Genomic DNA, 17,716 nt, shown 5'->3' on the forward strand with positions numbered 1-17,716 from the left:
AACCGTCCTGTTCCGTTGATCGGCTCGGGACTTCCAGCGGATTACCCGGAGCGCACCGCCCGCTTACGTTCGGTGAGTCCCCACCGGTTCCCCAAGGGAGTCCCGAAATGCGTGAAAACCCCGGCCGGCTCACCCGTGCCGCCGCCGTGCTCGCCGGTTCCTGCGCCGTGTTCGCGACGCTGGCCGCCGCCCCGGCGTCGGCCAGCACTCCGGTCGCGCCGCTCGCGCCCGGCGCGCAGCCGTCGATCATCGGCGGCAGCACGGCGCAGAACCCCGGCTACATCACCCGCTTCAACGGCCACGCCAACGGTTACACGTTCTTCTGCACCAGCACGCTGATCGGCGCGCGCTGGGTGCTGACCGCCAAGCACTGCATGTACGACAACAACGGGCAACGGCTGAGCGACATCGACCTCTACGTGGGGTCGAACAGCGCTTCCGGCGGGGTGCACGCAAAAGCGGCGGCGACCTACCTGTACTCGGGTGGCGACCTGGCGCTGATCAAGCTGAACACCAACGGCGGCAGCACCTTCGCGCGGCTCGCGAGCAGCTCCTCCGACGCCGAGGAGGGTGACGCCGCCCGCGTCTACGGCTGGGGCGCGACCCAGTCCACCGACGAGGGCAGCCACCAGTCGAACGTGCTGAAGCAGGCGTCGGTCCAGATCTCCGATACGACCGCCAGTGACTACTTCGGCGGCCCGGCGATCGAGGCCGACACCCCGAACGGCGCGGTCGCCGGTGGTGACTCCGGCGGCCCGATGCTCGACGGCGGTGTGCAGGTGGGGGTGTGCTCGACCAGCGACCGGTCCAGCACCACCACCTACGGCAGCGTCGCCGCGGGCCGCAGCTGGATCCGCCAGACCAGCGGCGTCTGACCTGGCGAACCGGGGTCGCCGACCGGCCGGCGACCCCGGTTCGGAAAATTACCGCTTGAACCGCGGGTGAATGGGGTACTTCCGAACGTTGCCGAACGTGAGGGGACCACGATGACGCCCGGCGAAGGGTACGAAGGCCTGCTGGCCGTGCACTGCGACATGGGCCTGGAGGACCGGGACGACCTGGCGCGGGTGCACCAGTGGACGCAGGCCGTGCTGGAAAGCCACCAGCCCGTCCCGGCTCCCGAACGCGTCCGCGACGTCCTGCTCGTGCTGGACGAGCTCGCGTCCAACGCGCTGCTCCACGGGACCGGCCGCCGCCGGGTTGTGCTCGCCGTCCAGCCGGACGTGGCGCTGCTCGAGGTCGCCGACGACAACCCCGAACCGGCCGCGCTGCGCGTCGACGGGATGGGGCTGCAGCTCGTCGACGACCTCAGCTCACGGTGGGGCCAGCGGTCCACCGGGAGCGGCAAGACCGTGTGGGCACGGGTCGCGATCAGCTGACATGGCCGAGCCGCGAGTGCTGGTGGTCGGGCTCGACCCGGCCGAGATCGAGGGCTGGGACCCGGCGCCGGTCCAGGCGGCGATCGCCCGCGGACGAGCCCGGTTCGACGAACTCGGCCTCGCCGCCGACTGGTGCCTCGTGGACCTCGACGCGGACCCCGAAGGAACGATCGCCGCGGCGCTGGGGCACGCCGATTACGCGTGTGTGGTGATCGGCGGCGGCGTCCGCAAGCACGAACCCCTGCTCGAGTTCTTCGAGAAGGTGATCAACCTCGTCCGGCGGCACGCGCCCGGCGCGGCCATCGCCTTCGACCGGACGCCGGAAGACTGCGCCGACGCGGCTCTGCGGTGGCTGTCACCGGCGCCGTGACCTACCGGTACTCGAGCCGGTCGAGGTTGATCGAACCGGTGTCACCCGGCGCGTAGGACAAGGTCACCACCGGGGCCGCCCCGGTCACGGGGATGTCCGCGAACGTGACGGTGCCCCAATCGTCCCAGCTGTCGGACACCTTCGGGAACGTCACCTGCCGCACCGCCTGCCCGTCGACGGACAGCGTCATCGTGCGGGCGTCGCTGTTGGCGTTGGCGTACCGCAGCGTGATCGAGCCCAGTCCCGCGGCCGTGGACGTGCGGTGCAGCGCGAAGGACGACGCCGCGCCCTGCGCCCAGAGTCCGTCGAGGAACGCACGGCCGGAATAGCCGGTGTGGTTCACGTTCGTCTTGACACCGCCGGAGTTGAGCGCGTCTTCCGCCTCGATGTGCGCCGGATCCGGACAGCCGCGCAGCGCGGCCGTGCCGGCGGTGTCCGCGCAGGAATCCTGGGCATCGGCCACCCGGTCACCGTCGCGGTCGCCGGCGCTCGCCCCGGTGAGGGTGATCTCGACGGTGTGCCGGCCGGTCAGCGTGGCCGGAATGGTGTTACCGGGGACGGGCTTGCCGTCGACGGTGAACGCACGGATCCGCGTGCCCGCGCCGCGCAAGGTGATCGTGAGGTCGGCATTGCGGTAGTGCAGGTCCCGCAGGGTGACGTCACCCCAGCCCGCGGGGAGGTCCGGTGTGAAGGACAGGCCCCGGTCGGTGAAGGACAGCCCGAACAACCCGGTGTGGATCATGTCGAGGAACGCGGTGGCCGACCAGGTCTGGTCGGGTTCGGAGCCCCAGTGGAACTTGACGGTGTCCCCCAGGCGCTGCCAGCCGCCGTCGACCACACCGGTGTTCCCGTGGTAGATCTCCCAGAACCCGCTGTTGTTGTCGGCCAGCTTCGCCAGGCGCGCCGTCTCGGCGGCGAAGGCGCCCTGCTCCCCTTGCTTGGCCAGAGCCTTGGCCCACAGCCCCTGCACGAGCGGCCAGACGATCGCGTTGTGCCGCCCCGGTTGTGTGTCGGAGTACCGCGCCCAGTTCGGGTAGGTGTCGGGGATGCCCCAGGGCAGCTCGTGGGTGCGGGCGACGATCGACCGCGCCTGGGCCGGGTCGGCGATGCCGAACAGGAGCGCGAAGGCGAGCCCGGTGCCTTCCTGGTAGGCGCCGGTGGTCCCGTCGGCGAGCAGCTGGTAGTTGTACAGCCCGGTGCTCCGGTTCCAGAAGTGCTTGTTGATGGCCGTTTTGAGCGCGGCCGCCTTCGCCCGGAAGGCGGCGGCCTCCGGGCCGGGACGACGTAGTTTTTCGGCCATGTTCGCCGCGTTGACGTAGGCGGCGTAGTAGAGCTCGTTGGTGCTCAGGAACATCCCGGTCGCGACACCCGGCCACGGCATGCTGCCGGTGCTGACCGATTCGGTGGCGTCTGCCGGCGGCGCGGGGTAACCGGCGATGCCGTCGTTGAAGAACGACGCGCCGGTGAACAGCCCGTACGTGCTGTTGAACCCGGCTGTCGTCGCGTGCTCGCGGATCGCCAGGGTGCCGGTCGCGGTGCGGTAGGCGTTCTCGAGGAAACTCCTGTTCCCCGTGGCCAGGTAGTGGTTCCAGGCCGCGGTGACCCACACGACCTGGTCCCACTGCTGGTCGTCCTGCTGAACACGCAGGGCGCCGTCGGCGCCCTTGTCGACCACCGCCCACAGGGTGTTCTCCGCCAGCGCCGAGGAAAGCAGGCTCGTCGCGTTCCAGCTGTTGATCGACGCGTCGCGGGTCCAGGGCTGGTCGTAACCGCCGCCCGCGCGGACGAGGCCCACGGCCGGGTCCAGCAGGCCGCTCTTGTCGTAACGGGCGTCGTAGCCGATCGTGTTGGTCTGCAGCAGGTTCTTCAGCGCCGCCGCGTAGGCGGTGCCGTAAAGGGCCTGGCTGTCCGGGTTCGTGAACCGGATCGTCGGCGGCTCGGCCGCCACCGTCGCCGCGTCGGCCGCGACGACGATCCCGCCGCCCGCGGTGATCACGGCCAGCAGGGCGAGCCCGGCCCGTCGGCGCCAGCCGGCCAGTGGTCCATACCTCATGGCGCACCCTCTTCCGCGACGGACCAGGATCGCCGTCCATTCCACCACGGGCACGCGGATTCACCTGAAGGGACAGGGAAAGCTGTCCGGTTCTGTCAGCCGCCCCGCACCCCGTGGCGCGACCGGAAGATCATCCTGTATATTAATTCAAGCAGTTGATTTAAATGACCGCGGCAGGCACCAGAAGGGGAACGCATGTCCTCCCACCCGGGATCTCCGGCCAGCAGGCGCTTCACCCCCGGCGAGCTCGGCTTCGACCCCGAGGCCCTGCGCCGGAGGTACCGGACCGAGCGGGATCGCCGCATCCGCCCGGACGGAGCGGCCCAGTACCGGCGCGCGGCCGGCGAATTCGGCTACTACGCCGCCGATCCCTACACCGAGCGCGCCGAGCGGCCCGCCGTGCGGGACAGCGTCGAAGCGCTCGTCGTCGGGGGCGGCTTCGGGGGCCTGATCGCCGGCGCCCGGCTGCGCGAGGCCGGCGTGGAGGACATCCGCGTGGCCGACGAGGCCGGCGACTTCGGCGGCACCTGGTACTGGAACCGCTACCCCGGCATCCACTGCGACATCGAGTCGTACGAGTACCTGCCGCTGCTGGAGGACGTCGGCTACGTGCCGAAGTGGCGCTACTCCCCCGGTGAGGAGATCCGGCAGCACGCGATCGCCCTGGCGAAGCACTTCGGTCTCTACCGCGACACGATGTTCCACACCAGGGTCACCGAGCTGCGCTGGGACGACGACGCCGCCGAGTGGCAGGTGCGCACCGACCGCGGTGACGACTTCCGCGCCCGTTATGTCGTGGTCTCCTCGGGCACCCTCACTCAGCCCAAGCTGCCCGGCATCCCGGGCATCGAGACGTTCCGCGGGCACACGTTCCACACCAGCCGCTGGGACTACGGCTACACCGGCGGCACCGCGGACGGCGGCCTGAGCGGGCTCGCGGACAAGAAGGTCGGCGTGGTCGGCACCGGCGCCACCGGCATCCAGGTCATCCCCCACCTCGGCCGTGACGCCGGGGAGCTGTACGTCTTCCAGCGCACACCGTCTTCGGTGGACGTGCGTGACAACCGCCCCACCGACCCGGGCTGGGCCGCCTCGCTCGAACCAGGCTGGCAGCAGGAGCGGATGGACAACTTCCTGAGCGTCGTCACCGGTGGCGACACCACGACCGACCTCGTCGGCGACGGCTGGACCAGCACGGCCCGGTTGCAGCGCAAGATGCTCAGCGGCACCGTCGAAGCCGGACTGTCGGCCGAAGACCGCGAGTACTTCGACGAGATCGCCGACTTCGGGACGATGAACCGGATCCGTGCCCGCGTCGACGACGTCGTCGAGGATCCGGCCACGGCCGAGCTGCTCAAACCTTGGTACCGCTACATGTGCAAGCGGCCGACGTTCAGCGATCTTTACCTGCAGACGTTCAACCGGCCCAACGTGACCCTCGTCGACACCGCCGACTTCGGCGGCGTCACGCGGATGACCGAGAACGCCGTGGTCGTCGGCGACCGCGAATACCCCCTCGACTGCGTCATCTTCGCCACCGGCTTCGAAGTCGGCGTCTCCGGCATCATCTCCGGCAAGCTGCCGGTGTACGGCCGCGACGGGGTGCCCCTGCTGCAGAGCTGGAGCCAGGGCCCGAAAACCCTGCACGGCTTCTACAGCCACGGTTTCCCGAACCTGTTCCACCTCGGCCCGCTGCAGAACGCCTCCGCCGTCAACTTCGTGCACATCCTGCAGGAGCAGGCGACCCACATCGGCGCGGTGGTCGCGGAGGCCCGCAAGCGCGGCGCCCGCCGGGTCGAGCCGACCGCCGAGGCCCAGGACGCCTGGGTCGCCACCATCCGCGAGAACGCCCGCGACAACCGCGCCTTCCTGACCGAGTGCACCCCGGGGTACTACAACAACGAAGGCAAGCCCCGGGCCGTGAACAACTCGTTCGGCCCCGGCCCGGTGGTCTTCCACGACCTGTTGCGCCGCTGGCGCGCCGAAGGCGGGATGAACGACGTCCTGGTCGACGCGTGACCGGCCGCCGGCTGACCCGGCCCACGTCGCTGCGTGGCTCGAACGGTGTCGCCTTCGGCCCGGACGGCCGCCTGTACGTGGCCCAGTTCCTGGCCGGGCGGATCAGCGCCGTCGACCTGGCCTCGGGGGACGTCGAGGTGGTGGTGCCCGCGGACGGACCCGTGCAGGCGCCGGACGACCTCGCCTTCGGCGCGGACGGCTCGATGTACATCACCGACCTGGTCCCCGGCCGGGTGTGGCGACGGCGCCCCGACGGCACGTTCAGCCTGGTCACCGACCAGGTGCGGCTGCCCAACGGCATCACCTGCGTGGGCGACCGCCTGTTCGTCAACGAGATGATCCCGGACGGGCGGCTGCTCGAACTGCGCGAGGACGGCCCGGTTGTGCTCACCGGCGGGCTGGCCATGGGCAACGCCATGCAGCTCGGTCCCGACGGCTGCCTCTACTACCCGCACATGCTCACCGGCGAAGTCTTCCGGATCCCGCCCGGCGGCGGTGAGCCGGAACTCGTCGCCGCGAACGTGCACGAGCCGGTCGCCGTCCGCTTCGACCAGGGCGGTGTCCTGATGGTGCTCTCGCGCGGCGCGGCCGGCATCGTCACCCGGCTCGACCTGTTCGGCAGCGGCGCCGAATCCCTGGTCACCAGCGGGATCCCCGGGCTCGACAACGCCGCGTTCGACACCGAGAACCGCATGTTCGTCTCCAGCTACGCCGGTGGCGGCATCACGGAGCTGCACCCCGACGGGCGCACCCGCGAGGTCGCGCCGCGCGGGCTGGCCGGCCCGTACGGGGTGACGATCGATCTCGGCGGCGCCGTGCACACCGCCGACCACTACCGCATCGCAAGCCCACAGGGGCCGGCCGACGACGTCACCACCACGGAGCTGCTCACCTTCGTGCACGGCATCACCGCCGACGGTGACCTGCTCCACCTGACTTCGCAGTACGGCCAGGTCCGGACCTACAACCGGACGACGCGGGACGTGCGCACGCGGGCCACCGGCCTCGACCAGCCCCTGGGTATCACCGTCGACGGGGATGGCGCGCTCCTGGTCGCCGAAGCCGGCGCCGGGCGGGTCGTCACGATCAGCCTCGACGACACCGTTGCTGTGCTCGCCGACGGGCTCGGCCGCCCGGTCGACGTCGCGCTGGACGAGCAGGGACGCTGCTACGTCAGCGACGAGGACCGCGGTGCGGTGTACCGGATCGACGACGGGGTGCCGGCCGTCCTGGCCGACGGGCTCGACCGTCCACAGGGGATCGTCGTCACCGGAGGGCGGCTGTTCGCCGCCGAAACCGGGCAGCACCGGGTCATCGCGGTGGATCTGGCCACCGGGGAACGCCGGACGACGGCCGAGATCCCCGCGGGCGAAGCCACCGACCGGGAGCAGCCGGCGTTGTTCGCCCACGGCCTGCCCGGGGTGCCGGGCCCGTTCGCCGGCCTCGCCGCGGCGGCCGACGGCTCGCTCTACCTCGCCGCCGACGGCACCGTCCGGCACTTCACCCCCGCGGAGACCCGATGAGCGCGACCGTCGCCCCGGATCGCCGTCAGATCCTCCAGGCGCTCGGCGGCCTGCTGCTCGCCCTGTTCGTCTCCACGCTGAGCAGCACCGTGGTCTCGACCGCGCTGCCCCGGATGCTGCACGACCTGCACGGCTCGCCCACCCAGTACGCCTGGGTCGTCACCGCCACGCTGCTCGCCGCCACCGCCGCGACGCCGATCTGGGGCAAGCTCGCCGACCTGTACCGCAAGAAGACCCTGATCCAGATCGCCGCGGCCGTGTTCGTCGCCGGCTCGATCGCGGCGGGCCTGGCCCAGGACGCCGGGCAGCTCATCGGCGCCCGCGCGCTGCAGGGCATCGGCGTCGGCGGTCTGCAGTCGCTGGTCCAGATCGCGATCGCCGCGATGATCCCGCCGCGGGAACGCGGGCGCTACGCGGGTTACCAGAGCAGCGTCACCGCGCTGTCCACGATCGGCGGGCCGCTGCTCGGCGGGTTCCTCGTCGACACGTCGTGGCTGGGCTGGCGGTGGTGCTTCTTCATCGGCGTCCCGTTCGCGGTCCTGGCCATGGTCTTGCTGCAGCTGACGCTGCGCCTGCCGGTGGTGCGCCGGGACAACGTGCGCATCGACTACTGGGGCGCCACCCTGATCACCGGCGGGGTCAGCCTGCTGCTGATCTGGGTGTCCTTCGCCGGCGACTCCTTCGCCTGGCTCTCCTGGCAGACCGCGGTCATGGTCGGCGGCACAGTGGTGCTGCTCGGGCTCGCCGTCCGGGTCGAGCTGCGGGCCGCCGAACCCGTCGTCCCGCCGCGCATCATCCGGCAGCGCACCACCGCGCTGGCGGTGCTCGGCAGCCTCGCCGCCGGCACCGCCATGTACGGCGCCGCGGTGTTCCTCAGCCAGTACTTCCAGGTCAGCCGCGGCCACACGCCCACCGAGGCCGGGCTGCTGACCATCCCGATGATGGCGGGCATCCTGATCTTCTCCATCGTCGCCGGGCGCCGGATCAGCCGCACCGGGCGGCTCAAGCCGTTCCTCGTCACCGGCGCCGTCAGTCTCACCGCAGGGTTCGCCGGACTGGGCCTGATCGACGAGCGCACCCCGCTGGTTCTCATCGGCGTCGCCATGCTCCTGATCGGGGCCGGCGTCGGGATGACCCTGCAGAACTTCGTCCTGGTCGTGCAGAACGCCGTCCCGCTGCAGGACATCGGGGCCGCGAGCGCGACGGTCTCCTTCTTCCGCTCCCTCGGCGGCACCGTCGGGGTCGCCGTGCTCGGCGCGGTCCTCGCCCACCAGGTCGCCGACGGCACCGCCCGCGGCGTCCCGGCACCGGCGGCCTACGGCGACGCCACCGGGCACATCTTCGCCATCTCGGCCGGTGTTGCCCTGCTCGGCGTGCTCGCGGCGGTGCTGCTCAAACCGGTGCCGCTGCGCACCAGCCTGGACGTGCCGGCCGACCGGCGCTGAACCGCGGGCACCGCCGCTACCAGCTGGGGTCGGCGAGGACCCCGGGCAGGCCTTCGGTCAGCATCCGGTGCCGGACGCGGCGCAGGAGCCGGGCCATGAAGAATCCGCCGACGCCGCGGAACTCCGTGTGCCGGTAGACGAGGCGGGTGCCGGCGGTGGTTTCGGTGAGCCGGCACGTCACGGTGCTGGGGACGTCCGGCTCCTGGTTGCGCCAGCTGAAGCTCAGCAGCTCGGGCGCGTCGGCCGCGAGGATCTCGCACCGGACGATGCCGTCCCAGCCGGGGACCGGCCGCCCGACGAAACGGAACCGGGTGCCGACCTCCGGGGTGAAGCCTTCGGGGCGGCCGCCCCGGCCGGTCGAGGTCCACCGCGGGACCAGCGCCGGGTCGGTGAGGGCGCGCCAGACCCGGGGCCGGGGCTGCGGGTACTCCTGGACGATCTTGAACTCGCTCATCGGGTGACTCCCTTTGTTACAGTCACTGTAAACAGTACTCGCACTGTACGATCGGGAGGTGCTGAACTCAGAGCCGTCCGTCGAGCCGCTGCGCGAGCGCCGGCGGCGTGAACTGCGCCGCCGGCTGTCGGACACCGCGACCCGGATGTTCGTGGAGCAGGGGTTCGACGCGGTCCGCGTCGCCGATGTCGCGCGCGCCTGCGGGGTCACCGAGAAAACCGTGTTCAACCACTTCCGCAGCAAGGAGTCCCTGGTCGCCGACCGCTGGGACACCCAGCTCGACGCGCTGCGCACCCGGCTCGCCGACACCACGATCGCCCCGCTCGACGCGGCACTGGAAGTGCTCAGCGAGGAGCTCGACTTCCTCGTCTCGTCGGCGCGCCGGCACGGCCTGGCCGAAGTCCGCCGTTTCGGCGAGCTCATCCGCTCGACCCCGGCGCTGGTCGCGCACTACCGCGAGGCCCGCGACCGGCTGACCGACGCCCTGGCCGAGAACCTGGCCACCCGGTCCGGCACCACGCCCGCCGACCCGGCCGCCAGGATCACCGCGGGGGCGATCGCCGGACTGTGGAACGTCTACGCGCACAGCCTCCAGCAGCACCTGGGCACGGGCGCCACCGCCCGCGCCGCAAAAGCGATCCGCGCCGACCTCGCGCGCGCGGCCGACACACTGCGTGGCGGAATCTGACCAGCGTAGAGATCAGGCGGAGGATCGGCCGCGATCAGGACGGAGCAGGAGCCCCGAAGACACGCGTAAGGCTGTCCTCGGTGTCCGCGCCGACTTTCTCGAACACGACCTTCGCGATCGGCGCGCCCAGCTTCGCGGCGCCGTGGAACTCGATCGTGGCGTGATAAGTCAGCGTGCTGCCGCCGCCACCGGTGGCGGTCACGCTGATGTCGTCGGTCGTGGTGGCGGTCTTGTTGCTGCCGCTGAACACCACGCGGCCCGGTTCCAGCCGGGTGAGCTCGTAGGTCAGCTCGGTCTCCACACCGGCGATCTTGGAGACGTTGTGCCAGCGCGCGCCGACCTCGATCGGCCCGTCGCCCAGGCGGTCACACGACAGCGTGCCGGGGTCCCACTCGTTGGCGTTGCCGAAATCCTTCAGGTACTCCACGACCTCGTGCGGGGCGGCCGCAACGGTGAACGTGCGGGTGACTTCGACCACGAGCAGGCCCTCTCTCCGGGACGGACGGTCACGGTTTTCCGCGACCCGACCGCCGGATACCCAGTCGCACGCGAATCACCCCACCCAGGGCTCACCAACGCTGCCGTTCGCGGCGGAACCGGGCGGGTGTCGTCCCGAACTCGGTCCGGAACGCGCGGGTGAACGCGGATTCGGACTGGTACCCCACCCGGCCGGAGATCGTCGCGACCGTCGCGTCGCCGGTGCTCAGCAGCTCGGCGGCCGCCATCAGCCGGGCGCGGGTGAGGAACGTCCCGACCGTCATCCCCGTCTCGCGGGCGAAGTGCCGGAGGAACGTCGCCCGGGACATCGCCGCCGCGCGGCTGAGCCGGTCGATCGTCCACTCCGCACCGGGGTCGTCCAGCACGCTCTCGACACATCCGGCGATGCGGTCGTCGGTCACCGCGGTCCACAGGGTGCTGGCGGTGGCGACGCCGCGGGAGGTCCGCAGCACCATCGCCAGCAGCACCGTGCACAGCGCCGAGAGGATCGCCGCCGTGCCTTCGCCGTCGCGGCTCGCCTCGCCGCGCATCAGGGAACTCAAGGTGCGCAACACTTCGTCGGTCTCGGCGGACTGTCCGAACGAGACGTGCACCGCGCCGGGCAGGCTGCGGAACAGCAAGGCTCCGGCGCCCGCGTTCATGGTGTAGCGGCCGCAGAACAGGTCGATGACCGGGTCGCCGCCGCGCTCGCTGCGCGTGGTGACGAACGCGTCCCCGGCGGTCTCGGCCGTGCCCCGCTGCCGGCCGCGCCCGCCCGTGATGACGCGGTGCTCGGCGCCGCTCGGGATCATCACGACGTCGCCGGGGCGCAGCTCGAGCACCGTGGCGCCGACGTGCAGCCGGCACTCCCCTTCCAGCAGGACGTGGAACGGCACCTCCAGCTCGGCGTGCCGGGCGACGTCCATCCGGGTGGCGGCGCCCAGCAGACAGCGCTTGTCGAGCGTCGCGCCGAGCTGCGCCATCCGCAGCAACCGGCTCACGGTGTCCATGGTGATACTTTGAGGCAGAAAACTGATACTGACAAGCCTGGTCGTCTCATCCGGGCGGCGGCACACTCAGCAGCATGGAAACCACCTCGCTCACCGCAGACGTCCTGGTCATCGGCTTCGGCAAGGGCGGGAAGACCGCCGCGCACACCCTCGCCGCCGCCGGCAAACGTGTTGTCATGGTCGAACGCTCGGCGAACATGTACGGCGGCACCTGCCCGAACGTCGGCTGCGTCCCGACCAAGATGCTCGTCCACTACTCGAACGCCCGGCGCCTCGAGGACGACGCGCAGCAGTTCTTCGCCACGTCGATCGCCGGCGTCCGTGCCCTGACCAGCGCCTTCCGTGCGGGCAACTTCGAGTCGCTCGACGGCCGGGAGACCGCGACCGTCATCACCGGCACCGCCCGCTTCGTCGACCCGCACACCGTCGCCGTCGGCGAGGGCGACGACCGCATCACCGTCACCGCGCCGACGATCCTCGTCAACACCGGCTCCGAACCGGTCGTCCCGCCGATCCCGGGCCTGGCCGGCAGCAAGCACCTGGTCAGCAGCACCGAGCTGACGAAGGCGGCGACCCTGCCCGAGCGGCTGGTGGTGGTCGGCGGCGGGTACCTCGGGCTCGAGTTCGCATCGATCTACCAGCGCTTCGGCACGCACGTCACCGTCGTCGAGGCGGCCGGGCGGCTGCTGCCGAGGGAAGACGAGGACATCGCCGCCACCGCACGGGAGATCCTCGAAGGGGACGGCATCCGGATCATCACCGGCGCGAAGGTCACCCAGGTCACCGACAGCGGCGCCGTCGCCGTCGTCGAGTACACAAAGGACGGTGAACGGCACACCGTCGAGGCGAGCGCACTGCTCCCCGCGACCGGCCGCCGCCCCGTCACCGAAGACCTCCGGCTTGACGCGGCCGGCGTCCGGACCCGGCCGAACGGCGCGATCGAGGTCGACGAGTACCTGCGCACGAGCCAGCCGCACATCTACGCCCTCGGCGACGTCAACGGCGGACCGCAGTTCACCTACGTGTCCCTCGACGACGCGCGCATCGTGCTGGACCAGCTGCTGGGTCAGGGAAAACGCACCACGGCCGACCGGGTCGCCGTGCCGCGCACGCTGTTCCTCACCCCGCCGCTGGCGACCGTCGGGCTGACCGAGCGCGAGGCCCGGGCCCAGGGGCTGAACATCAAGGTGTCGCGGGAAAAGGTCGCCGACATCATCGCCATGCCCCGGGCCTACACGGTCGAGGAAACGCGCGGTGTCATGAAGTTCGTCGTCGACGCCGACACCGACCTGATCCTCGGCGCGGCGCTGCTGAGCATCGACGCGCAGGAGATCGTCAACACCGTCGCGCTGGCGATGCGCCACCACATCACCGCGACGGAGCTGCGCAACTCGATCTACACCCACCCGAGCTCGACCGAAGCCCTGAACGAGGTCTTCGACAAGGTCGTCGGCTGAGACCGCGCTCAGCCGGCGTGGTCCGCGGCGAAGGCCAGCAGGAGGTCGGCGGTCCGTGCGGGGTCCTCGAGGTTGGGCGAGTGCCCGAGGCCGGGCAGCATCCGGACTGTCGCACCGGGGACGACGCGGTAGCCGTCGGCGGACGAGGGCCGCCACCGGCGGTCCTCCTCGCCGAAGAGCACGAGCAGCGGTTTGGCCAGTGGTGCCAGCCGATCCGGGAGCGATCGCTCGTCCAGGTAGGCAGGAACAGCCTGCGAAGTCGCGGCGAACACGGCGAAGTCGATGTCCCGGAACTGGTCCACGAACGCTTGCGGGATCACAAAACCCGGCGCGAACCCGTCGGTCATGGCCAGCCGGATCTGGTCATCGGTCAGCTCCGCCCACGAAACTTCGCGCAGGGGGATCTCCTTTGCGATGTAGGCCGCCATGTCGGGCCCGGTGTTGACGAGCACGGCCCCGGTCACCAGGTCCGGCCGCCGTTCGGCGAGCGCCGTGACGACGATGCCCCCGCTGGAATGGCCGACGGCGACGACGGGCGCGACACCGAGCCGGTCCAGTGCCGAGGCGGCCCGGCGGGCCTGGTCTTCGACCGCGTAGCTCGCGCCGGCGGGCCGGGCCGACCGGCCGCACCCGAGCAGGTCGATCCGGACGACGTGGTGGGATCCGCTCAGCAGCGGAACGATCGGCTCCCACGAGCGGGCCGCCGCGGCGGTGCCGTGGACGAGCAGGAACGCGGGTGCGTCGCGAGGGCCGTCCTGGCACACGTGGATCTCTTCGCCGTCCAGGAGCAGGGTCGACTCGCCGTTCGAAACAGTCATGAACGCACTTTCGCCGCCGGCGGGTGGTGGTGGCTTGGACAAATGTTCCGGCCGGGCGGCGTGCGTAGCATGAAGTGATGGGGCCACTGTGGGACATCGCCTGCCCGGCGCAGCCCGGCCGGGTGCCCGGGGTCGCGATGGCCGGGTTCGCCGACCGCGGGTTCACCCCGCCCGAGCTCCGGATGATCCCGCACCCGGCCGTGACCGTGATCCTGGCGTTCGGCGGCACGATCGCCGTCGAGGATGCCACCGGCCGGCGGCAGCGGGGCAGCTTCGCCGCCGGGCCCGGGTTCGGCGACGTCCTGCGGGTGCGGTGGGAGAAGGACGTCGAGTGCCTGCAGGTGCGCCTGTCACCGGTGGTCGCCCACGCCGTCCTCGGCCCCGCCGCGGCCGACCTCGACACCGGCGTGGCAACCGTCGACGACCTGTGGGGCCGGGAAGCGGCCAGGATCGGCGAGCGGCTGGCCGAGCTTTCCTCGTGGGCACAACGGTTCTCGCTGATCGAGGCGTGGCTCGCCCACCGGTGCGCAACGGCGGCGCAGGTGGACCGGGAGGTGGTGTGGGCCTGGCACCGCATCACCGCCGGCCGTGGTCTGGTCCGGATCGAGGACCTGGCGAGCGAACTCGGTTGGAGCCGCAAGCGCCTGTGGTCCCGGTTCCGGGCCCAGCTCGGCCTGCCACCCAAGCGCGCCGCAAAACTGGTGCGCTTCGACCACGCCGTCCACCGCCTGGTCGCGGGACAACACGCCGCCGACGTCGCCGCGGACAGCGGTTACACCGACCAGTCCCACTTGCACCGCGACGTCATGGCGTTCACTACGCTGACCCCGGCAACCGTGGTCCACGAGCCGTTCCTCGCGATCGACGACGTCGCCTGGGGCTGGCCATCCCGGCAGCTGAACTCACGGAGAGCCTGAACTCCCAAGATACTTGAACGAGCAACTAGATGCGAGTACTAGTGGTTACAGGACCAGTACGGTCCGTTCGCTCTTCAGGGGAGTATTCATGAACTTGGGGTTCAGCCTTCCGGTGTTCGGCAAGGCCGCGGCCACGCCGGGCGGGATCGCGCAGTACGCGCGTGCGGCCGAACAGGCCGGGGCGGCCAGTCTCTGGGTCGGTGACCGGCTGCTCTCGCCGGTCGCCCCCGTGGTGCCCTACCCGGGCTCCGACACCATGCCCGAGGAGTTCTGGACCGCCCAGGACCCGTTCACCGCGCTGGCCGTCGCCGCCGCGGTGACCGAGACCGCGATCCTCGGCTCCAGCACCATCAACGCGACGCAGTACCAGCCCGCCAACTTCGCCCGCCTGCTGACCAGCATCGACGTGGCCAGCAACGGACGCCTGCTGCCCGGCCTGGGCATCGGCTGGTCGCCGGACGAGTACGCGGCCGTCGGCATCCCGATGTCCGAGCGCGGCAAGCGGCTCGACGATCTGCTCGACCTGCTGGACACCTGGTGGACCCAGGACCTGGTGACGCACGAGGGTGTCGGCTACACGATCGCGGAGAGCCACGTCGACCTCAAGCCGGTGCGGAAGCCGCCGGTGCACCTGGCCGGCTTCGGCGAGAAAGCGCTTCGGCGGGTCGCTCAGCGGGCCGACGGCTGGCTGCCGGTCTGGTCGGTGCCCGAGCAGTTCCCCGCGGACGTGCTCACCACGACCCTGGCCAAGCTCCGGGCCGACGCCGAGCAGGCCGGCCGTGACCCGCAGGCGCTCGGTGTGGCGCTGCGGGTGAACGCCGCCCCGGACACGAAGCCGGAGCTCATCGCCGAGTCGGTGACGAAGATCGTCTCGGTCCTCGAGCCGGACCACACCTTCGTCGACATCTCCTACCTGACCGGCAGCGTCGAGGAGCACATCGACCTCACCGGCCGGCTGCTGGAGCTGACGGCCCAGGGCTGATCCTCCGAGCAGGCGTGCTGACGCCCGGTCAGCACGCCTGCCGGCGGCCGCTCAGGAATCCTTACCGCGCCATTGAATCCTGATCGGACCCCGCCATTCGCCGTCGGGATCGAGGAGCCGGCCGCGCTGGGTGAGCCGGACCCGGCCGGTCCGCGCGAGTTCCCGCGCCAGTTCACGGGCCTGCGGCAGCAACGGACGCCAGTCTTCGGCCACCGCCCGGGCCGCATCGGACGGGCAGGTGCTGCTCTCCGCACCCCGCGCCGAAGCGAGGGCAAGGATGGCGGCCCGCAGCCGGTCGGGCGGAGCCTCGGTGCTCAACGCGATCCGGGCCTGGTCCGCGCCGGGGCCACCGCCGTCGCGGATCCGTTCCAGTTCACGCCGGGGATCGGCCATCCTGCCAGGATCGCACCGATTCCCTCCCCTGGCGCGGCGCGGCCAGGCGGCGTCCGATCGCCCAGACGGCCAGCGCGCAGACGGCGAAGCCCGCCCCGAGAAGGCTGGAGCCCGGCCAGCCGTAGGCGGTGAAGACGGCGGTGGTCGTAGCCGCGCCGAGGGCGGAACCGAGCGAGTAGAAGACCATGTACCCGCCGATGACGCCGCTGGTGTGATCCGGGTGCGCGGCGGTGAGCAGGTGCTGGTTGCTCACGTGCACCACCTGGACCGCGAAGTCGAGGACCACGATGCCGGCCACGAGCACCCACAGCGACCACGGCAGCTGCACGATCGCGGCCCACGAAACAACGAGCAAGGTGAGCGCGAGACCGCTGACCGGGATCGCCCGGCCGCCGTCCGCCCACCGTCCCGCGCGGGCCGCGCCGAGTGCGCCGGCGAGCCCGGCGACGCCCAACAGCCCGATCGCGCTCTCGCTCAGCCGCCACGGCGGGCCCGCCAGCGACAGGGACAGCCCGCTCCACAGGGTTCCGAACGACGCGAACAGGAAGAACGCGATGACTCCGCGGGTCAGGAAACCTGGTTGCCCGAACAGTTTTCCGAGCGAGACGAGCGCTCGCCGGTACCCCGCGGGCCGGCCGGAACGCTCTTCCGGCGGCAGGGCGACGAGAACCAGGGCCGCAAGCCCGAGTGACAGCACCGCGAGCACGACGTAGACGCTCCGCCAGCCCCACGCATCGGCGAGCGTGCCGGTGACGACCCGCGCGCCGAGGATGCCGACGACCACGCCCGAAGTCACCACGCCGATGGTGCGTCCGCGTTCGGCGGGCGGCGAAACCGACGCCGCGTAGGCCACCGTGGTCTGCACGACGACCGCGAACACCCCGGCCGTCGCGAGCCCCGCGAACGCCATCCACGCGGCGGACGCCGCGGCCGTCAGGACCATGCCGACCGCGGTGAGCGCCAGGTGCCCGGTGATGAGCCGGCGCCGGTCGGCCACGTCGCCGAGCGGCACCAGGAGCACCAGCCCGGCCAGGTAGCCGAGCTGGCCGGTCGCGACGATCCACCCGGTGCGGTCCGCCGGCACGCCGAGATCGTGGCCCATCGGCCCCAGCACCGGTTGTGCGGCGTAGATGCTCGCCACCGCCACCCCGCACACCACCGCGAGCAGCACCCGCCGCCACGCATCCATCAGCCGTCCAATCAGTAGCGAATTGCAACCAATCGGACCGTACGGCATGATGGTTTCACTTCGCAACTCATCGGGAAGGTGCCATGGACGCCCCGGACTCCGGCTGGACGGACCCCGACTGCCCCGTCGCCCGCACGCTCGACCTCGTCGGCGACCGGTGGAGCCTGCTCGTCGTCCGCGACGCGATGGACGGGGCGCGCTCGTTCACCGAGTTCCAGCGGCGCACCGGGATCGCCCGCAACATCCTCACCGACCGCCTCCGCAAGCTCACCGCGAACGGGCTCCTCGCCCAGCGCACCGCACCTTCGGGCCGGCGCCGGGAGTACGTGCTCACCGACGCCGGCCGCGACCTGTTCCCCGTCGTCCTCACGCTGCGGCAGTGGGGCGAACGCCACGCCTTCACACCCGGCGAGGCCCGTTCCGCCCTCGTCGACCGGCACGGCGCCCCGGTGCCGGACCTCGCGCCGGCCGGCGCCGACGGCACCCTCCTCGACGCCGACACGACCCAGGTGCGGAAGGCCCGGTAGCCGGACAGTCCACTG

Annotated in this window: 18 protein-coding genes; 11 read left to right on the top strand and 7 right to left on the bottom strand. The window is 71.4% G+C overall.

Annotated features, from left to right (window positions below; genetic code table 11):
* Window positions 1-107 precede the first annotated feature (107 nt).
* From ACIA5G_RS44600 to ACIA5G_RS44610, 3 genes are all read left to right on the top strand, one after another.
* Entirely contained in the window at window positions 108-875 is a 768-nt protein-coding gene (locus ACIA5G_RS44600; protein ID WP_395934866.1) for a S1 family peptidase, read from the top strand.
* Window positions 876-986: 111 nt separating this feature from the next.
* Window positions 987-1,379: an ATP-binding protein gene (locus tag ACIA5G_RS44605; RefSeq protein ID WP_395934868.1), complete on the top strand. Its 393-nt coding sequence runs from the start codon at window positions 987-989 to the stop codon at window positions 1,377-1,379.
* Between the two features lies 1 nt (window position 1,380).
* On the top strand, window positions 1,381-1,749 hold the full coding sequence (locus tag ACIA5G_RS44610) for a hypothetical protein (protein WP_395934870.1): 369 nt from the start codon (window positions 1,381-1,383) through the stop codon (window positions 1,747-1,749).
* Between the two features lies 1 nt (window position 1,750).
* On the opposite strand, the gene ACIA5G_RS44615 is transcribed toward ACIA5G_RS44610, so the two are convergent.
* The gene (locus tag ACIA5G_RS44615; protein WP_395934871.1) at window positions 1,751-3,802 is read right to left on the bottom strand and encodes a glycosyl hydrolase family 65 protein; all 2,052 of its coding nucleotides are present in this window, start codon (window positions 3,800-3,802) and stop codon (window positions 1,751-1,753) included.
* Window positions 3,803-3,997: 195 nt separating this feature from the next.
* Here ACIA5G_RS44615 and ACIA5G_RS44620 point away from each other — a divergent pair, with 195 nt between their 5' ends.
* Genes ACIA5G_RS44620 through ACIA5G_RS44630 form a run of 3 tightly spaced genes read left to right on the top strand, consistent with a single transcriptional unit; the run spans window position 3,998 to window position 8,789 of the window.
* A complete protein-coding gene (locus ACIA5G_RS44620) occupies window positions 3,998-5,821 on the top strand; it encodes a flavin-containing monooxygenase (RefSeq protein ID WP_395934872.1) in 1,824 nt (607 codons plus the stop codon).
* Entirely contained in the window at window positions 5,818-7,344 is a 1,527-nt protein-coding gene (locus tag ACIA5G_RS44625; protein WP_395934873.1) for a hypothetical protein, read from the top strand. The genes ACIA5G_RS44620 and ACIA5G_RS44625 overlap by 4 nt, the downstream gene beginning before the upstream one ends.
* Entirely contained in the window at window positions 7,341-8,789 is a 1,449-nt protein-coding gene (locus ACIA5G_RS44630; RefSeq protein WP_395934874.1) for an MDR family MFS transporter, read from the top strand. Before ACIA5G_RS44625 ends, ACIA5G_RS44630 begins: the two co-directional genes overlap by 4 nt.
* Before the next feature lie 16 nt (window positions 8,790-8,805).
* Here ACIA5G_RS44630 and ACIA5G_RS44635 read toward each other — a convergent pair whose 3' ends face one another.
* Window positions 8,806-9,243 carry an SRPBCC domain-containing protein gene (locus ACIA5G_RS44635; protein WP_395934877.1) on the bottom strand — a complete coding sequence of 146 codons (438 nt, stop codon included), beginning with the start codon at window positions 9,241-9,243 and terminating at the stop codon, window positions 8,806-8,808.
* A gap of 58 nt (window positions 9,244-9,301) precedes the next feature.
* Between ACIA5G_RS44635 and ACIA5G_RS44640 the strand changes: the two genes are divergently transcribed.
* The gene (locus ACIA5G_RS44640; protein ID WP_395934879.1) at window positions 9,302-9,931 is read left to right on the top strand and encodes a TetR/AcrR family transcriptional regulator; all 630 of its coding nucleotides are present in this window, start codon (window positions 9,302-9,304) and stop codon (window positions 9,929-9,931) included.
* A 34-nt stretch (window positions 9,932-9,965) separates the two neighbouring features.
* Here the strand turns inward: ACIA5G_RS44640 and ACIA5G_RS44645 are convergent, their stop codons facing one another.
* Together ACIA5G_RS44645 and ACIA5G_RS44650 are read right to left on the bottom strand one after the other, a co-directional pair.
* On the bottom strand, window positions 9,966-10,409 hold the full coding sequence (locus ACIA5G_RS44645; RefSeq protein WP_395934881.1) for an SRPBCC family protein: 444 nt from the start codon (window positions 10,407-10,409) through the stop codon (window positions 9,966-9,968).
* A 91-nt stretch (window positions 10,410-10,500) separates the two neighbouring features.
* The gene (locus ACIA5G_RS44650; RefSeq protein WP_395934883.1) at window positions 10,501-11,418 is read right to left on the bottom strand and encodes a cupin domain-containing protein; all 918 of its coding nucleotides are present in this window, start codon (window positions 11,416-11,418) and stop codon (window positions 10,501-10,503) included.
* Window positions 11,419-11,492: 74 nt separating this feature from the next.
* Here ACIA5G_RS44650 and ACIA5G_RS44655 point away from each other — a divergent pair, with 74 nt between their 5' ends.
* On the top strand, window positions 11,493-12,875 hold the full coding sequence (locus ACIA5G_RS44655; RefSeq protein WP_395934885.1) for a dihydrolipoyl dehydrogenase family protein: 1,383 nt from the start codon (window positions 11,493-11,495) through the stop codon (window positions 12,873-12,875).
* An 8-nt stretch (window positions 12,876-12,883) separates the two neighbouring features.
* Here ACIA5G_RS44655 and ACIA5G_RS44660 read toward each other — a convergent pair whose 3' ends face one another.
* Window positions 12,884-13,693 carry an alpha/beta fold hydrolase gene (locus ACIA5G_RS44660; protein ID WP_395934887.1) on the bottom strand — a complete coding sequence of 270 codons (810 nt, stop codon included), beginning with the start codon at window positions 13,691-13,693 and terminating at the stop codon, window positions 12,884-12,886.
* Window positions 13,694-13,770: 77 nt separating this feature from the next.
* Here ACIA5G_RS44660 and ACIA5G_RS44665 point away from each other — a divergent pair, with 77 nt between their 5' ends.
* Together ACIA5G_RS44665 and ACIA5G_RS44670 are read left to right on the top strand one after the other, a co-directional pair.
* On the top strand, window positions 13,771-14,610 hold the full coding sequence (locus ACIA5G_RS44665) for a helix-turn-helix domain-containing protein (protein WP_395934889.1): 840 nt from the start codon (window positions 13,771-13,773) through the stop codon (window positions 14,608-14,610).
* An 88-nt stretch (window positions 14,611-14,698) separates the two neighbouring features.
* The gene (locus tag ACIA5G_RS44670; RefSeq protein WP_395934891.1) at window positions 14,699-15,592 is read left to right on the top strand and encodes a TIGR03619 family F420-dependent LLM class oxidoreductase; all 894 of its coding nucleotides are present in this window, start codon (window positions 14,699-14,701) and stop codon (window positions 15,590-15,592) included.
* Window positions 15,593-15,643: 51 nt separating this feature from the next.
* Here ACIA5G_RS44670 and ACIA5G_RS44675 read toward each other — a convergent pair whose 3' ends face one another.
* Window positions 15,644-15,985 (bottom strand): DUF3253 domain-containing protein, encoded by a 342-nt coding sequence (locus ACIA5G_RS44675; protein WP_395934893.1) that lies wholly within the window; start codon window positions 15,983-15,985, stop codon window positions 15,644-15,646.
* Window positions 15,966-17,174, bottom strand: a complete 1,209-nt coding sequence (locus ACIA5G_RS44680) for an MFS transporter (RefSeq protein ID WP_395934895.1) — start codon at window positions 17,172-17,174, stop codon at window positions 15,966-15,968. The genes ACIA5G_RS44675 and ACIA5G_RS44680 overlap by 20 nt, the downstream gene beginning before the upstream one ends.
* 83 nt (window positions 17,175-17,257) lie before the next feature.
* On the opposite strand from ACIA5G_RS44680, the gene ACIA5G_RS44685 reads away from it, so the two are divergent.
* The gene (locus tag ACIA5G_RS44685) at window positions 17,258-17,701 is read left to right on the top strand and encodes a winged helix-turn-helix transcriptional regulator (protein WP_395934897.1); all 444 of its coding nucleotides are present in this window, start codon (window positions 17,258-17,260) and stop codon (window positions 17,699-17,701) included.
* Window positions 17,702-17,716: the final 15 nt, after the last annotated feature.

The organism is Amycolatopsis sp. NPDC051758, assembly GCF_044453095.1.
GTDB lineage: Bacteria > Actinomycetota > Actinomycetes > Mycobacteriales > Pseudonocardiaceae > Amycolatopsis.

Coding starts and splice junctions, on each gene's coding strand:
- ACIA5G_RS44600 (WP_395934866.1), top strand. CDS start 108: ATGCGTGAAAACCCCGGCCGGCTCACCCGTGCCGCCGCCGTGCTCGCC.
- ACIA5G_RS44605 (WP_395934868.1), top strand. CDS start 987: ATGACGCCCGGCGAAGGGTACGAAGGCCTGCTGGCCGTGCACTGCGAC.
- ACIA5G_RS44610 (WP_395934870.1), top strand. CDS start 1,381: ATGGCCGAGCCGCGAGTGCTGGTGGTCGGGCTCGACCCGGCCGAGATC.
- ACIA5G_RS44615 (WP_395934871.1), bottom strand. CDS start 3,802: ATGAGGTATGGACCACTGGCCGGCTGGCGCCGACGGGCCGGGCTCGCC.
- ACIA5G_RS44620 (WP_395934872.1), top strand. CDS start 3,998: ATGTCCTCCCACCCGGGATCTCCGGCCAGCAGGCGCTTCACCCCCGGC.
- ACIA5G_RS44630 (WP_395934874.1), top strand. CDS start 7,341: ATGAGCGCGACCGTCGCCCCGGATCGCCGTCAGATCCTCCAGGCGCTC.
- ACIA5G_RS44635 (WP_395934877.1), bottom strand. CDS start 9,243: ATGAGCGAGTTCAAGATCGTCCAGGAGTACCCGCAGCCCCGGCCCCGG.
- ACIA5G_RS44650 (WP_395934883.1), bottom strand. CDS start 11,418: ATGGACACCGTGAGCCGGTTGCTGCGGATGGCGCAGCTCGGCGCGACG.
- ACIA5G_RS44655 (WP_395934885.1), top strand. CDS start 11,493: ATGGAAACCACCTCGCTCACCGCAGACGTCCTGGTCATCGGCTTCGGC.
- ACIA5G_RS44660 (WP_395934887.1), bottom strand. CDS start 13,693: ATGACTGTTTCGAACGGCGAGTCGACCCTGCTCCTGGACGGCGAAGAG.
- ACIA5G_RS44665 (WP_395934889.1), top strand. CDS start 13,771: ATGGGGCCACTGTGGGACATCGCCTGCCCGGCGCAGCCCGGCCGGGTG.
- ACIA5G_RS44670 (WP_395934891.1), top strand. CDS start 14,699: ATGAACTTGGGGTTCAGCCTTCCGGTGTTCGGCAAGGCCGCGGCCACG.
- ACIA5G_RS44675 (WP_395934893.1), bottom strand. CDS start 15,985: ATGGCCGATCCCCGGCGTGAACTGGAACGGATCCGCGACGGCGGTGGC.
- ACIA5G_RS44680 (WP_395934895.1), bottom strand. CDS start 17,174: ATGGATGCGTGGCGGCGGGTGCTGCTCGCGGTGGTGTGCGGGGTGGCG.
- ACIA5G_RS44685 (WP_395934897.1), top strand. CDS start 17,258: ATGGACGCCCCGGACTCCGGCTGGACGGACCCCGACTGCCCCGTCGCC.